Source organism: Sphaerospermopsis torques-reginae ITEP-024 (assembly GCF_019598945.1).
In the GTDB taxonomy this organism is placed as follows: Bacteria; Cyanobacteriota; Cyanobacteriia; order Cyanobacteriales; family Nostocaceae; genus Sphaerospermopsis.
The window spans coordinates 545,140-559,889 of the sequence record NZ_CP080598.1; the positions used below are offsets into that span (position 1 = coordinate 545,140).

Annotated in this window: 14 protein-coding genes; 11 read left to right on the forward strand and 3 right to left on the reverse strand. The window is 36.6% G+C overall.

Annotation, left to right across the window (positions count from 1 at the left end; all coding sequences use genetic code 11):
* Nucleotides 1-50 precede the first annotated feature (50 nt).
* A complete protein-coding gene (locus tag K2F26_RS02495; protein ID WP_220610216.1) occupies nt 51-437 on the reverse strand; it encodes a response regulator in 387 nt (128 codons plus the stop codon).
* Between the two features lie 218 nt (nt 438-655).
* A complete protein-coding gene (locus K2F26_RS02500; protein ID WP_220610217.1) occupies nt 656-4,663 on the reverse strand; it encodes a response regulator in 4,008 nt (1,335 codons plus the stop codon).
* A 723-nt stretch (nt 4,664-5,386) separates the two neighbouring features.
* On the opposite strand from K2F26_RS02500, the gene K2F26_RS02505 reads away from it, so the two are divergent.
* From K2F26_RS02505 to K2F26_RS02540, 8 genes are all read left to right on the forward strand, one after another.
* Entirely contained in the window at nt 5,387-5,881 is a 495-nt protein-coding gene (locus K2F26_RS02505; RefSeq protein ID WP_220610218.1) for a universal stress protein, read from the forward strand.
* Nucleotides 5,882-5,988: 107 nt separating this feature from the next.
* Nucleotides 5,989-6,498, forward strand: a complete 510-nt coding sequence (gene hoxE / locus K2F26_RS02510) for a bidirectional hydrogenase complex protein HoxE (RefSeq protein ID WP_194054211.1) — start codon at nt 5,989-5,991, stop codon at nt 6,496-6,498.
* Nucleotides 6,485-8,089 (forward strand): NuoF family protein, encoded by a 1,605-nt coding sequence (locus K2F26_RS02515; RefSeq protein ID WP_220610219.1) that lies wholly within the window; start codon nt 6,485-6,487, stop codon nt 8,087-8,089. The genes hoxE and K2F26_RS02515 overlap by 14 nt, the downstream gene beginning before the upstream one ends.
* A 44-nt stretch (nt 8,090-8,133) precedes the next feature.
* Nucleotides 8,134-8,850 carry a bidirectional hydrogenase complex protein HoxU gene (hoxU, locus tag K2F26_RS02520; protein WP_194054207.1) on the forward strand — a complete coding sequence of 239 codons (717 nt, stop codon included), beginning with the start codon at nt 8,134-8,136 and terminating at the stop codon, nt 8,848-8,850.
* 98 nt (nt 8,851-8,948) lie between these two features.
* Nucleotides 8,949-9,485, forward strand: coding sequence for a DUF3122 domain-containing protein (locus tag K2F26_RS02525; RefSeq protein WP_220610220.1), 537 nt, complete (start codon nt 8,949-8,951; stop codon nt 9,483-9,485).
* Nucleotides 9,486-9,580: 95 nt separating this feature from the next.
* Nucleotides 9,581-10,126 (forward strand): NADH-quinone oxidoreductase subunit B family protein, encoded by a 546-nt coding sequence (locus tag K2F26_RS02530; protein WP_194054203.1) that lies wholly within the window; start codon nt 9,581-9,583, stop codon nt 10,124-10,126.
* 172 nt (nt 10,127-10,298) lie between these two features.
* Nucleotides 10,299-10,913 carry a CP12 domain-containing protein gene (locus K2F26_RS02535; protein WP_194054201.1) on the forward strand — a complete coding sequence of 205 codons (615 nt, stop codon included), beginning with the start codon at nt 10,299-10,301 and terminating at the stop codon, nt 10,911-10,913.
* Nucleotides 10,914-11,083: 170 nt separating this feature from the next.
* Nucleotides 11,084-12,532: a Ni/Fe hydrogenase subunit alpha gene (locus tag K2F26_RS02540; RefSeq protein WP_194054191.1), complete on the forward strand. Its 1,449-nt coding sequence runs from the start codon at nt 11,084-11,086 to the stop codon at nt 12,530-12,532.
* Nucleotides 12,533-12,649: 117 nt separating this feature from the next.
* On the opposite strand, the gene K2F26_RS02545 is transcribed toward K2F26_RS02540, so the two are convergent.
* Nucleotides 12,650-13,036 carry an Alr5209 family pentapeptide repeat protein gene (locus tag K2F26_RS02545; protein WP_194054189.1) on the reverse strand — a complete coding sequence of 129 codons (387 nt, stop codon included), beginning with the start codon at nt 13,034-13,036 and terminating at the stop codon, nt 12,650-12,652.
* Nucleotides 13,037-13,373: 337 nt separating this feature from the next.
* On the opposite strand from K2F26_RS02545, the gene K2F26_RS02550 reads away from it, so the two are divergent.
* From K2F26_RS02550 to K2F26_RS02560, 3 genes are read left to right on the forward strand one after another with little or no spacing between them, the layout of a single operon-like run.
* Complete coding sequence (locus tag K2F26_RS02550) at nt 13,374-13,712, forward strand: alcohol dehydrogenase catalytic domain-containing protein (protein WP_220610221.1); 339 nt, start codon at nt 13,374-13,376, stop codon at nt 13,710-13,712.
* Nucleotides 13,713-13,763: 51 nt separating this feature from the next.
* Nucleotides 13,764-14,270, forward strand: coding sequence for a DUF29 domain-containing protein (locus tag K2F26_RS02555; RefSeq protein ID WP_246605505.1), 507 nt, complete (start codon nt 13,764-13,766; stop codon nt 14,268-14,270).
* 9 nt (nt 14,271-14,279) lie between these two features.
* Nucleotides 14,280-14,741 carry a hydrogenase maturation protease gene (locus K2F26_RS02560; RefSeq protein ID WP_220611754.1) on the forward strand — a complete coding sequence of 154 codons (462 nt, stop codon included), beginning with the start codon at nt 14,280-14,282 and terminating at the stop codon, nt 14,739-14,741.
* Nucleotides 14,742-14,750 lie beyond the last annotated feature (9 nt).

Sequence of the window (14,750 nt, forward strand, 5' to 3'; positions counted from 1 at the left end):
GGGAGAGATAATTGTCAATTGTTCATATTTGATGCAATTACTTGTGTGTGTTAGTTTTCCAAATTCCAACCCAAGGCAGATGCGACTTGAGCGGCTAATTCTAGAGGATTAAATGGTTTAGCGATCGCACTTTTCATACCTAACTGAGCATAGCGACGACGATCAGCAGCTTGAATTTTGGCAGTTAACAAAATCACAGGAATTTCTTTTGTATTTGGATTTGCTTGTAAATTTGCAAAAGCAGCAATTCCATCCATATCTGGCATCATGACATCTAGTAAAATAGCATCTGGTTGATGATTTTCTGCTTGTACTATTCCCTCTTTCCCAGAACTAGCTGTCAGCACTTCCCAACCTGCAACAGTTTCTAAACAAATTTTAGCTACTTCTTGAATATACTGCTCATTATCAACTACTAAAATTCGCTTTTTGTTCATGATTTTTATCCCCTGATAAATTTGAGATTTGAGATTTGAGATTTGAGATTTTGGATTTGAGATTTTGGATTTGAGATTTTGGATTTGAGATTTTGGATTTGAGATTTTGGATTTGAGATTGGGAATGTGAAATACTGACGTTGATTGTAACATCATTTTCCTACTCTGACTATTGACTCCTGACTCCTGACTCCTGCCTCCTGCCTCCTGCCTCCTGACTAATGATTATGGGTAATTCTTTGTAGCAGATACATCACTCGTTGTTCAAATTCTTGGGTAGTAACTCTTCCTTTAGTCAAAAATTCTGTATGTCCTAATTTTAGTCGATGGCGTTCTGAATCATCCAAATCCTTAGCAGAATAAACAACTACGGGAATACTAAAAAGTTGATTATGTTGTTTTAACCAATCTACAACTGTAAAACCATCACTCTCTGGCAAGATTAAATCAAGAATTAGTAAATCAGGATTTACCTTTTGACTGAGATGAATAGCTTCTCTACCAGTTTTAGCCAGGAAAGTTTCAATATCATGTCTAGCAAACAAAGTTGCTAATAAATCTGCCAAATCATGATCATCTTCAACAATTAAAATCTTAACTTTGCGAGAAGGTTCAGATACAACTTTTCTCAAGGAATTTAACAGGGAATTTTCCTCTACTGGCTTGCTTAACCAATCAACAAAATTAGCACTGGGGGGATTATTTTTATTGGGTTTGTAGACACTACAAATCACAATTGGTATATCCTGAGTATCTGGACGTTTTTTTAATAGTGCCATTGTTTCCCAGCCATTCATACCGGGCATAAGTAAATCTAATACAATGACATCGGGATGTTTAGCAATGGCTTGAGCGATCGCCTCTTCACCTCTATCTACTGTAATTACCCGATATCCCCCTTGTTCCAATAAGTTTTTTAATTCACTACGAATTACCGCATCGTCATCACAAACTAAAACCAAAGAAGAATGCTGATTAGTAATGATAATTTCTTCAGTTTCTTCAATGGCATAATTTTCTAATTCAGGTGTTTGGTCAATCTGGCAAATTGGCAGTGTAAAATAAAAACTACTACCTTTGTTTAACAAACTTTTTACCCAGATTTGTCCGCCGTGCTGCTGTACAATACTCTTACAAATCGCTAACCCTAAACCAGTACCATCGTGGTTGCGTGAATCTGAAGAATCAACTTGTTGAAATCGTTCAAAAATACTATCTAACTTATCAGCTGGTATTCCCCTTCCAGTATCTGTAACTGTCACCAGCACCTCATTTTCTTTTAATTCTGTCAGCAAGGAAACTGTAGCCCCAGATGTGGAAAATTTAATCGCATTACTCAACAAATTTGTTAAAGTTTGAATAATCCGATCCGGATCAGCCCAGATTTTTACAGATAAACTAGCAATAGATAAATTTACCTCAGCTTTATTGGCTAGAGGCTGCATAATATTCACAGCCGAGTTAATTAAATCTTCTAAATTACAAGTTTCCCGTTCCATTTTTACTTTACCCGACTCGATGCGCTCAATGTCGAGAATGTCATTAATTAATCTCACCAAACGCTCGGTGCTATCAGTGGCTATTTGTAATAAGCGTTTACCCTGTTCTGAATCTGTTGGTAATAAACCACTAGCTAACATTCCTAAAGATCCGTGAATTGATGTTAGGGGAGTACGCAATTCATGACTGACAACAGAGACAAATTCATCTTTCATTTTTTCCACTTGTCTACGTTCAGTTATATCTCGCAATATTACTGTATAAACACATTCTTCACCCACTTCTAATTTAGAAATAGAAGCTTCTGCGGGAAATTCAGTACCATCTTTGCGGCAACCAAATATTTCTCTTCTTTCTCCCATTCTGCGAGCATAACCTGAAGATTTACCAAAATCAGATACATGATGGCGATGTTGTTCAGCAAAGCGTATAGGTAATAGTAAATCTAGTTTTTCTCCTAGCACTTCTTGAGCAGAGTAACCAAAAATCTTTTCTGCACCTTGATTAAATAAAGTAATTTTTTGATTACTATTAATAGAAATAATGGCATCATCAGCTATACTTAAAATGCCTTCAAATCGAGTTTGAGAAATTCGCAGTTCTTCCTGTGTCCGTCGTCTTTCATCAAGTTGTGATTGTAATTGATGATTGACAGTAATTAACTCGGCTGTACGTTCTGCTACTCTTAATTCTAGTTCGTCTTTAGCTTTGTGCAGTGCTAATTCTGTTTGCTTGCGTTGAGTAATATCACGAGCAAATATTTGGGCTGCTGATTGACCTTTGTAGGTGAGAGAAGCAACTACTATTTCTACATGAATTTCCCTACCGTCTAACCTGATCAATTTAACTTCATGCAAGGGAATTGATTGTTTCTTGATTTGGAGGTTTTGCAGTTCTTTGTTCATTTCCCTTTGAAAATCGGGATGTACAAAGTCAATAAATTTCTTCCCTAATAATTCTGCTGTTGATGTGACACCAAAAAGTTTAACTGCGGCACTGTTTACAAACACCAATTTATCTTGACTGACAATCAAAATTGTTTCTGGATAAACTTCGACTAAATTGTGATAACTTTCCTGAATAAATCTATTTTTATTTTCTAGGTTATTAACTTGCTTGTTTCGATTTTGCTCCATTCTTCTTAACAGTTTCACCCTTTCTAATCTGTTAATAATGCGGTTAACTAGCTCCGATCCTATGATGGGTTTGCTGACAAAATCATCAGCACCTGCGCTAAAAACTTGATTCACTATTTCGGCATCATTATGGACAGTAAGAAATAAAATTGGTAGTTCACTACCTTGGGGATCGTTGCGAATCATTTGACATAATTCAATCCCATTTGTACCAGGCATTTCTATATCCAAAATCAGCATATCAGGCTGGAAACTTTGCCAAGTTTGCCAAAAATGCAGGGGATCATTAAGTGGAATAATTTCCATTCCCCAAGGTGTAAGTAATGTTTGTAATAATGCTAAAATTTGTGGGTCATCATCTACGACTAATATTTTGGCTTTAGTGGTTGTTTGGTCTAATGGTTGTGGTAAATTTAAAGAATGTTTATGGTTATTATTGGGAGAGGGTAGATTTTCCCGATTTTTGCTATCAATTTCTTGACGGAGTAATTTAACCCAATTTTTGAGATTGGTTGTGTCAACTGTAGTTAGGTTTTTACCATATTTGAGTAATTTTTCAATTTTTCTCGCTAATTCTGAACCATTAGGCAAACCAAAAGTGCCTAAAGATCCTGCTAAAGTGTGGGCTTCTTTAATAGCCTGTGATAGCGCAAGTGATGAATTTTCAGTTTGCACTTCTGAGTTTAAGCTTGAGTTTAAGCTTGAGTTTAAGCTTGAATTTACAATCTGTTGTACTGCCTGTTCTATGATAGTAACTTGTTCCTCTACCCGGCCACGAAATCGCTGCCAAATTTCCCCAATAGCTGTAAGAGTTGGCTGAGATTTTAAATTGCTTTTCTGATCCTTTAATACCCCTGTTTCTCCTGTTTCTTTGGTCTTTTTATTTCCCCTATTTCCTAATTGCTCTCCTTCATCTTCCTGGGGTTTCAGACGATAACCAATACCATATACTGTTTCTACTAAATCGTGAGGCGCTCCCACTGATTTTAGCTTCATACGTAAACCTTTAATGTGGGTGCGAACGGCTTCTTCTCCTGGTGTGTCTTCATAGGACCAAAGATGCTCTAAAATCATGCCACAGCTAAAGACTCGGCGATTATTTCGCATCAAGAGTTCTAACAAAGCATACTCTTTTGGTGTGAGTGAGAGGAGATTTTGCTGATATGTTACTTCACAACTACTGGGATCTAATCGTAAGTTTACCCACTCTAATACAGGTTGTGAGGCGATGCTACCCCGTCTTAATAATGCCCTGACACGGGCTACAAGTTCTTCTTGATTGAAAGGTTTAACTACATAATCATCAGCACCTGCATCTAAGCCAATGGCTTTATCGTGAGAGCTATCACATCCTGTTAATAATAAAATCGGTACTTGCCGACCACTAGAGCGAATTTTCTTACATAAACTAATACCATCCAGTTTGGGCAGTATAACATCTAAAAGAATTAAATCATAATCGTAAGTTTCGACTAAATCCCAGCCGATATCACCATCATTGGCCACTTCTACTGCATAATTTTGCTCAGTGAGAAAGGTGGTAAGTGCATAGGCATTTAACTCGTCATCCTCGATCACTAAAATCTTCATATTAAAAGCTTCCCTAATATCGTACCTTTAAAAGCTGGTAATAGTGGAAAAGAACTCAATATTAAATTGAGGTTTCCTAGATATAATTTAAACAAGTTTAACTTTATACATTCAATAGTAACATTGATGTAGAAACATAAATTTATATAAAGCTAAAAATATATATTCTGTAATAATTCAGTAGTCACAAATCAGAATATAACCGTTCTCATGCTAGTGAGGTATAAAGTTTTTTCGTTTTAGGCAACAGGGAACAGGGAATAAATTGGTGTGTACTTCATTAGAGCAGGAAACGCTATAAGTCATAAAACAGTAGATTATTAAATATTAATTAAATAATAATTGAATATTAATTAAATATTAATTAAATATTAATTAAACGTAACTATTTAGCTATAGGACTCCTATTTGATTTTTGAACACCTGATTATTGATGGTTTTTAGGTTATTGCCGACGGCTGACGGCTGACAACTGAATGTTTACAAGAATTTCTCAGATGAATACTGACTGAAGTACCAATAATTTATCCTCACAAGTTCCTCAAATTGTTTGCGTATAAGCATAAGTGTAGAACCAAGTCACAGGGCAGGTGTGAAAAATTAAGGAATTGTGAAGATGAGTGTCCAGAAACCCAAATGAAATAAACATATTTTGACTAACCAAGAATCTAGAAAGCAGAAAGAGCTATTTTCAATAATTGACGAGCTAAGATGGGGGTAGCGATGTTTAACAAAATTTTAGTTGCATTGGATCGCTCGGACATGGGTAAGCAAGTTTTTGAACAAGCCCTGTCTTTAGCAAGGTTAACATCAGCCAAATTAATGCTATTGCACGTTCTATCACCTGATGAAGACGGCATTCATGATGTAATGGTTATTTCTCAGATGGATTACTATCCAGGCTGGGGTGATGACAGCATGAAAAGGTACTTGCAAAAACTGGAAGTCCATAAAAACGAAGGTTTGGAAATTTTACAAGCATTCTGCGCCCAAGCAAATGCTGAGAATATTAATACTGAATTTTCGCAAAATGTCGGTAGTCCGGGTAAAGTAATTTGTAACTTTGCTAAAGAATGGAATGCGGATTTGATTGTGATTGGACGACGTGGACTTTCTGGAATCACAGAATTTTTAATCGGTAGTGTTAGTAATTATGTTTTACATCATGCATCTTGTTCTGTGTATATTATACATTTTGAGGGAATAGGTGACAGGTGACAGGTGACAGGTGACAGTAATAAATTTACCAATTACCAATTACCAATTACCAATTACCAATTACCAATTACCAATCACCAATTACCAATTACCAATTACCAATCATTATGACAACTTCTGTTAAAGAAACCTCTACTCATCCGAGTGGAGATAAACGTTTAAAAATGTTGGATGCAACAATCAAACGGCATCAATATCAACAAGATGCACTGATTGAAATTCTCCATCGGGCTTCGGAATTATTCGGTTATCTAGAATTAGATTTGTTGCTGTACATTGCCCACCAATTAAAATTACCACCCAGTCGGGTTTATGGGGTAGCAACTTTCTATCATTTATTTTCCCTTGCCCCCAAAGGTAAACATAATTGTGTAGTTTGTACAGGTACTGCTTGTTATGTAAAAGGCGCACAAGCAATTTTAACAAGTTTAGAAAATACCACCAAAATTAAAGCCGGAGATACAACACCTGATGGGGAAATTTCCCTGTTAACTGCCAGATGTTTAGGTGCTTGTGGGATTGCACCGGCGGTAGTTTTTGATGGTGCTGTTTTAGGAAATCAAACTTCAGAAACAGTTTGTGAAAAAGTGGGAGAATGGCAGAATGGAACTAAATGAATTATTAGAAATTGCCAGAATAGAACGTTCTCAGGCGAAACCTGTACAGATTCGTTGTTGTACTGCTGCGGGTTGTTTGTCTTCTGGTTCTCAAGCTGTAAAAGATAACTTAGAAAAATCTGTAAAAGCTGCGGGTTTAGAGGATGAAATTCATGTTTCTGGTGTGGGTTGTATGCGGCTTTGTTGTCAAGGTCCTTTAGTTCAGGTGGATCAAGAAAACAACAAAGAAACGAAACTTTATGAACAAGTTACCCCAGAGGATGCAGCAAAAGTAATTGAGGCTGTACAGGGTAAGGAAACAGATTTAAAACAGCAAGATTTGAGCCAACCATTTTTTACTAAACAATTACCCATTGTGTTAGAAAATAGTGGTAAAGTTGACCCGGATAGGATTCAATCTTACATTGTGGAAAATGGTTATCAAGCCCTTTACCAAGTGTTAAGAGAAATGAAACCCTCTGAGGTAGTAGAAACTATTACTAAAAGTGGTTTAAGAGGAAGAGGTGGTGCTGGTTATCCCACAGGTTTAAAATGGGCGACAGTTGCCAAATCTCAAGGTGAGAAAAAGTTTGTTATTTGCAACGCGGATGAAGGTGATCCCGGTGCATTTATGGACCGGAGTGTATTAGAAAGTGATCCTCATAGAGTATTAGAAGGAATGGCGATCGCTGCTTATGCTGTGGGCGCAAGTCAAGGTTATATTTATGTGAGGGCAGAATATCCCACCGCTATTAAAAGATTAGAAACTGCTATTCGCCAAGCCCAAAGATTAGGACTTTTAGGTTCACAAATCTTTGAATCACCCTTTGATTTTAAAATCGAAATTCGTATTGGTGCGGGTGCGTATGTTTGTGGTGAAGAAACAGCATTAATGGCTTCTATTGAAGGTAAACGAGGTGTTCCTCACCCCCGGCCACCTTATCCGGCGGAATCTGGTTTATGGGGTTATCCGACCTTAATTAATAATGTAGAAACCTTTGCAAATATTGCGCCAATTATGAGAAATGGTGCGGAATGGTTTGCGAGTATTGGCACAGAAAAAAGTAAAGGAACAAAGGTTTTTGCACTAGCTGGAAAAATCCGCAATACAGGTTTAATAGAAGTACCTATGGGGACAACTTTAGAAGAAATTGTTCAAGAAATGGGTGGTGGTGTTCCTGATGGTGGTATTGCTAAAGCAGTACAAACTGGAGGACCTTCTGGAGGATGTATACCAGCGTCAAAATTTGCTACACCTGTAGATTATGAATCCTTAACTGCTTTGGGATCAATGATGGGATCTGGTGGGATGATTGTCATGGATCAAACCACAAATATGGTAGATGTGGCGCGATTTTTCATGGAATTTTGTATGGATGAATCCTGTGGAAAATGTATTCCTTGTAGGGTGGGAACTGTGCAACTCCATGATTTATTAGTGAAGATTGGTGATGGTAAAGCTGCACAAGCTGATTTGCAATTATTAGAAGAATTGTGTGACATGGTGAAATATACCAGTTTATGTGGTTTAGGACAGTCTGCACCAAATCCAGTTTTTAGCACTTTGCGATATTTTCGAGATGAGTATTTGGCTTTGATAATTGATAATTGACAATTGACAATTGATAATTACTAATTGCAAAATCTAAAATTCGTATGACAGTAAAAACATTAACAATTAACGGGCAAATGATTAGCGCCCGTGAGGATGAAACCTTACTAGAAGCAGCACAGGAAGCGGGTATACATATTCCTACACTTTGCCATTTAGAAGGTGTGGGAGATGTGGGTGCTTGTCGTTTGTGTTTGGTAGAAATTGCTGGGATGAATAGACTTTTACCAGCTTGTGTTACCAAAGTTTCTGAAGGAATGGAGGTGAATACAAATAGCGATCGCCTCCAAAAATATCGGCGCACAATTATTGAAATGTTATTTGCCGAAGGTAATCATATTTGTTCTGTTTGTGTGGCTAATGGCAATTGTGAATTACAAGATTTAGCTATAGAAATGGGCATGGATCATGTACGTTTAGAATATCAAAATCCTCAACGTTCTGTTGATACTTCTCATGATAGATTTGGCATAGATCATAATCGTTGTGTGCTTTGTACTCGCTGTGTTCGTGTGTGTGATGAAATCGAAGGCGCACATACTTGGGACATGGCAGGTAGAGGATCAAAATCTCACGTAATTACTGATTTAAATCAGCCTTGGGGAACTTCTCAAACCTGTACTTCCTGTGGTAAATGTATTAATGCTTGTCCCACAGGTGCGCTGTTCTATCAAGGTTCTAGTGTGGGAGAAATGGTACATGATCGGGGTAAAATTGAATTTTTGGTTAATGCTAGAACTAAGAAAGAATGGAATTATTAAGTTAGCAATCAGCAATTAGCAATCAGCTTTCAACTTTTAGTAATTATCTGAAGTAATAGCTAACTCAATAATCACTTACTCACCAAAAATGAAATTTCATGTTGTATCTGATTTGGTTAAAAATGGGCAAATTCTTAATAGTGGGAATATTGACAATTTGTATATTCCTGGGTTTAGGAAGTGTAACTTGGAAAAGTGCTATTGCTATCACCACCAAAATAGAACCAGCACCGGAAGAAGTTCTTTATCGCTCACTCACAAAATTAGATGATCACTTAGGTAAAGTTTGGCAAGTTGTTTTGTTTAAACAAGTTTACCCTGGGCAAACATCTAAGATTAATTTGCGCTTAGTTGGGTTTCCTGGTTCTGCGGAATTAATTCACCCCCAACCGTTAAGAATTACCTCAAAAACTGGTCAAATTTGGAACGCTAATGATATATTTTTAGATGAAGCACCAGCCCCTACAATTGGTCAATATGATCTCACTGAAATATTGCCCCAATTACCGACCGAACCTTTAAATTTAGCAATACCTTTACCTGGTGCGAAGTCTATTGATATTTCAGTTCCAATTAATGTTGTGAAAGAATGGAAATCAATTTTAAGCATTCAGCTATCAGTAATTAGTAATTAGTAATTAGTAAAAAGAATGCTGACTGCGCTCATTCAAAAACTCAAATCTTAAACCTGATTAAAAGCTGAAAGCTGATTACTAAAAAGGTAAAAAAAATGGATAAAATAAAATTAGCAACAGTCTGGTTAGGTGGATGTTCTGGATGTCATATGTCCTTTTTAGATTTGGATGAATGGTTGATAGATTTAGCCGCCCAAGTTGATGTAGTTTATAGTCCCATTGCTGATATTAAAGAATATCCAGAAGGCGTGGATGTGGTATTAGTAGAAGGGGCGATCGCTAACGAAGAACATTTAGAATTGATCCACCAAATTAGGCAACGCACCAAAACAATTATTTCCTTTGGAGATTGCGCTGTTACTGGAAATGTAACCGCTATGCGTAACCCAACAGGAAATGCAGATGTGAGTCTGCAATTAGCTTATATTGAAGGTGCAGATGTTAATCAACAAATACCCCATTCACCTGGTATTGTTCCACCCTTAATTGATAAAGTTGTACCCGTTCATTACATAGTACCAGTTGATATTTATTTACCCGGTTGTCCTCCTTCAGCCCCTCGCATTCGTGCGGCACTTGAACCATTATTAAAAGGAGAAATACCAGTAATGGAAGGACGGGAAATGATTAAATTTGGATAATTGGTAATGGGTAATTGGTAATGGGTAATTGGTAATGGGTAATTGGTAATATTTAAAAGTATTCTCTATTCCCTATTCCCTTCTTACTGTCACCTGTCACCTGTCACCTGTCACCTGTCACCTGTCACCTGTCACCTGTCACCTGTCACCTAAAAATTTGGGAGATAAAATTATGTTAAAAGCAGCAGATGTAATGACCAAAGATGTAGCAATGATTCGCGGTTCTGCTACAGTTAAAGAAGCAATTGATTTAATGAAAGCTAGAGACTGGAGGGCGTTAATTGTAGATCGTCGTCATGATCAAGATGCTTATGGAATTGTTACAGAAAGCGACATTGTTTATAAAGTCGTAGCCTACGGGAAAGATACAAATAAAGTCCGTGTTTATGAGATTATGACTAAACCTTGTATTGTCGTCAATCCCGAACTAGGTTTAGAATATGTAGCCAGATTATTTGCTAATTATCGTTTACATCGTGCGCCGGTAATTAGTGGCGAATTAATAGGAATAATTTCATTAACTGACATCTTAGCTGGCAGCAGTGCCTTAGAAAAACCCCATGCAATTTTGTTAGAACAAGAATTACAAGATGAAATTAGAAAAGCTCGTCTTGTTTGTTCGGAAAAAGGAATTAATTCCCCCGAATGTGCAGCCGCTTGGGATGTGGTAGAAGAAATACAAGCAGAAATTGCCCACCAACGGGCAATGAAACCTTTAAAAACAGCTTTTGAAGAATACTGTGAAGAGTTTCCAGAAGCCGAAGAAGCTAGAGTTTATGATTTCTAGGTGACTGGGGACTGGGGACTGGTGATTGGCGACTGGTGACTGGGGAGAAAAATTTTAGATTTTAGATTTTAGATTTTAGATTGGAATTGACAAAAACAATAATCCAAAATCCAAAATTGAATTACCAATTACCAATTACCAATTACCAAATTACCAAATTACCAAATAATATGAAAAAAATCGTTATTGATCCGGTTACGAGAATAGAAGGCCACGCCAAAATTAGCATTTATTTAGACGATGACGGTCAAGTAAATGATGCGCGGTTTCATGTGACAGAATTTCGCGGTTTTGAAAAGTTTTGTGTGGGTCGTCCTTTCCCAGAAATGCCGGGAATTACTGCAAGAATTTGCGGTATTTGTCCGGTAAGTCATTTGTTGGCATCAGCAAAAACAGGTGATCAAATATTGGCTGTCACTATTCCCAAAGCCGCGACAAAATTACGTCGGTTAATGAATTTAGGGCAAATTGTTCAATCTCATGCTTTGAGTTTCTTTCACCTGAGCGCCCCAGATTTATTATTAGGAATGGATAGCGAACCAGCAACTAGAAATGTTTTTGGTTTGATAGCCGCAGATCCAGAATTAGCTAGAGGTGGTATTCGTTTACGGCAATTTGGACAAGAAATTATTGAATTATTAGGAGGGAAAAAAATCCATCCTTCTTGGGCTGTTCCTGGTGGTGTGAGTGATCCTTTAACTTCAGAAAATAGAACCCATATTCAAAACCGTATTCCTGAAGCGAAAAGCACGGTTTTAAATGCCATAGATTTATTTAAAGGATTACTAAAAGATTACGAAAAAGAAGCACAAACTTTTGGTAATTTCCCTAGTTTATTTATGGGGTTAGTAACTCCTGATGGTTTATGGGAAACCTACGACGGACATATCCGCTTTGTTGATAGTGCAGGAAATATTGTTGCTGATAAATTAGATGCTGCTAATTATCCTGAATTTATCGGTGAAGCTGTCCAAGCTGATTCTTATTTAAAATCTCCTTACTATCGTCCTCTAGGTTATCCAGATAGTAGTGATCATTGTCGTTTAGATAGTGGAATGTATCGTGTTGGACCATTAGCTAGATTGAATGTTTGTAGTCATATTGGTACACCATTAGCAGATAAAGAATTAAAAGAATTTCGCAGTCATGGAACTGGTACTGTAAAATCTTCTTTCTTTTATCACTATGCACGGTTAATTGAAATTTTGGCTTGTATTGAACACATTGAAATTTTACTGGATGACCCTGATATTTTATCAACTCGTTTGCGGGCGGAAGCTGGTATTAATCAATTAGAAGCTGTGGGTGTGAGTGAAGCACCAAGGGGGACTTTATTCCATCATTATCAAGTTGATGAAAATGGTTTGATGGCAAAGGTAAATTTGATTATTGCTACTGGTCAAAATAATTTAGCAATGAATCGCACAGTTGCCCAAATTGCCCGTCATTTTGTCAACGGTAGTGATATTCAACAGGGAATGTTAAACCGGGTAGAGGCTGGTATTAGGGCTTTTGACCCTTGTTTGAGTTGTTCTACTCATGCGGTGGGACAAATGCCTTTACTAATAGAATTAGTGGACAAAAATGGTAATGTAGTAAATCAAATTTGTCGGGATTAAAGAAGGCATAAGGCAGGAGTAAATTTTTATATGATCCCCGACTTCTCAAAGAAGTCAGGGATCTTTTAATTGTATAAAAAATAAGCGGTTGATATAGCCGCCTCAATATTTATACTGTTATTCGCTCATCTTGATCCCCGCTTGCATTGGGTCAAAGTTGCGGGGAAAATGGGTGTTATGGTCACAGTCAGCATTCTCTAAATGGGTTCCCTGCAAGTCAGCTTGACGTAGATTCGCAGAAAACAACATTGCACCCCGCAAATCTGCATTCTGTAAATTAGCTTGACTCAAATCAGCGTAGCTAAGATCACAACCGCGCAAATTAGCACCGCTGAGGTTGGCTGTACTTAAATCAGCATAGCTGAGGTCAGATCCTTTTAAATCAACATCTTGTAGATTAGCATCACTTAATTCTGCTCTTTCAAAATCTCGTTTCCCCACTGCGTATTCTTTTACAAGAGTAGCAGCACTATTAATTGGCTGTTGAAAATTGATTTCAGGCATAAAACAGCCTCACGATTTATGTAAAATTTTTTAACTGTCTTTATTCAGTTACCGCAATTGATTATACAACCAATAATCTATAAATCACATTTATTATTAACATAAGTTTGCGTTTGTTTTCGTGGAGTTTCTTCACAAATTCCTCAAGTTTTGATGCTATTTTAAAAAAATTAATCTGTTGTTAACGAGATCAAAATTTTCCTTGGTATGAAGAACCATTTGTATTAAGAACTTTTAATTTTCGTATAATTTCTTATGTGGTCAGGTTTAGATATTAGATAGGTGTGGGAAGATTAAAGACAATTAAAAAAATAATCATAATATAGGATCAGCTTTTATGACACTAACTGAAAAATTCTCAAGTTATGCAGCTTTGAAACAAGGAGAGAAACTACAGAAATGGGAGTATGAACCCGCAGAATTAGGTCGTCAAGATATTGAAATTGAAGTGACTCATAATGGTTTGTGTCACACCGATATTCACATGAGAGATAATGAATGGAATGTGAGTACATTTCCCTTAGTTGCTGGACATGAAGTGGTGGGAAAAGTAACAAAAATCGGAGAAGATGTGACTTCATTAAAAATAGGCGATCGCGTTGGTTTTGGTTGGATTCGTAACTCTTGCAGAACTTGTGACGCTTGTTTACGAGGAGAAGAAAATGTTTTTTCCTAAGATATATGGTAAGATGATTAATAGAAATTCAATATTAAAAAGGAGAAGTTAGTGAAATCACAATTAGATAACCAACAATCTAATAAACCGTTGAATCTTTATGAACGAGATTTTCAATTGTGGATTGAACAAACAATTAGCTCCTTGGAAACAAAACAATTTAACTCATTAGATATTGAACATTTAATTGAGGAGCTTAAAGAATTGGGTAAATCAGAAAAAAGAGCATTAGAAAGTAACTTAATGGTTTTATTAGCACATCTACTAAAACTGATGGTTCAACATGATGCTCCTGATTCCATGAAACAAAGTTGGTATCGTTCAATTATTGAACATCGTCAACGAGTGATCATCGCTATTAAAAATACTCCTTCGTTAAAATCTTATTTAGAAACCGCCTTAGAGATAGCTTATCCTGATGGGCGTAATTTAGCTATTCAAGAAGGGAAAAAAGCGTTTTTTGGTGTGCGTATTCCTCAAGAAAATGAATATCCAAATATTTGTCCTTTCTCTCTGGAACAAATATTAGATCAGGACTTTTTCGATTTTCCTAGTTAATAGTGATTAATAATGAAAAAAGTAATAGTGATTGGTTACGGTAATGAATTACGCAGTGATGATGGAGTGGGAAAAAAAATAGCTGATACTATTGATTCCTGGAATTTATCAAATGTAAAATCCCTAGCAGTTCATCAACTCACACCAGAATTAGCGGATGAATTGGCCAATGTCAATTTATCAATTTTTGTTGATGCTACGATTAATGAAAATATGGTAGTAGCACCTTTATCATTAACAAATGATCATTATCATAGTATAGGACATTTTGCAGATCCGCGATCGCTCCTAGCTTTAACTGAATTTCTCTATGGTAAATCTCCTATAGCTTGGTTAGTTACAGTACCAGGACAAAATTTTGAATTAGGCGATCGCATTTCACTAAAAGCAGAAAAAGGTATTACCACTGCACTTTCAAAAATCATGCAAATTCTTGAACAAAATAACAATTTAGGGATCACATCAGAATGAATTTTTATC

Bases quoted from the DNA above. Each gene is read 5' to 3' on its own strand.
- K2F26_RS02515 (WP_220610219.1), top strand. From the start codon at position 6,485: ATGGAACTAAATGAATTATTAGAAATTGCCAGAATAGAACGTTCTCAG.
- K2F26_RS02495 (WP_220610216.1), bottom strand. From the start codon at position 437: ATGAACAAAAAGCGAATTTTAGTAGTTGATAATGAGCAGTATATTCAA.
- hoxE (WP_194054211.1), top strand. From the start codon at position 5,989: ATGACAACTTCTGTTAAAGAAACCTCTACTCATCCGAGTGGAGATAAA.
- K2F26_RS02530 (WP_194054203.1), top strand. From the start codon at position 9,581: ATGGATAAAATAAAATTAGCAACAGTCTGGTTAGGTGGATGTTCTGGA.
- K2F26_RS02545 (WP_194054189.1), bottom strand. From the start codon at position 13,036: ATGCCTGAAATCAATTTTCAACAGCCAATTAATAGTGCTGCTACTCTT.
- K2F26_RS02550 (WP_220610221.1), top strand. From the start codon at position 13,374: ATGACACTAACTGAAAAATTCTCAAGTTATGCAGCTTTGAAACAAGGA.
- K2F26_RS02525 (WP_220610220.1), top strand. From the start codon at position 8,949: ATGTTGTATCTGATTTGGTTAAAAATGGGCAAATTCTTAATAGTGGGA.
- K2F26_RS02540 (WP_194054191.1), top strand. From the start codon at position 11,084: ATGAAAAAAATCGTTATTGATCCGGTTACGAGAATAGAAGGCCACGCC.
- hoxU (WP_194054207.1), top strand. From the start codon at position 8,134: ATGACAGTAAAAACATTAACAATTAACGGGCAAATGATTAGCGCCCGT.
- K2F26_RS02535 (WP_194054201.1), top strand. From the start codon at position 10,299: ATGTTAAAAGCAGCAGATGTAATGACCAAAGATGTAGCAATGATTCGC.
- K2F26_RS02505 (WP_220610218.1), top strand. From the start codon at position 5,387: ATGTTTAACAAAATTTTAGTTGCATTGGATCGCTCGGACATGGGTAAG.
- K2F26_RS02500 (WP_220610217.1), bottom strand. From the start codon at position 4,663: ATGAAGATTTTAGTGATCGAGGATGACGAGTTAAATGCCTATGCACTT.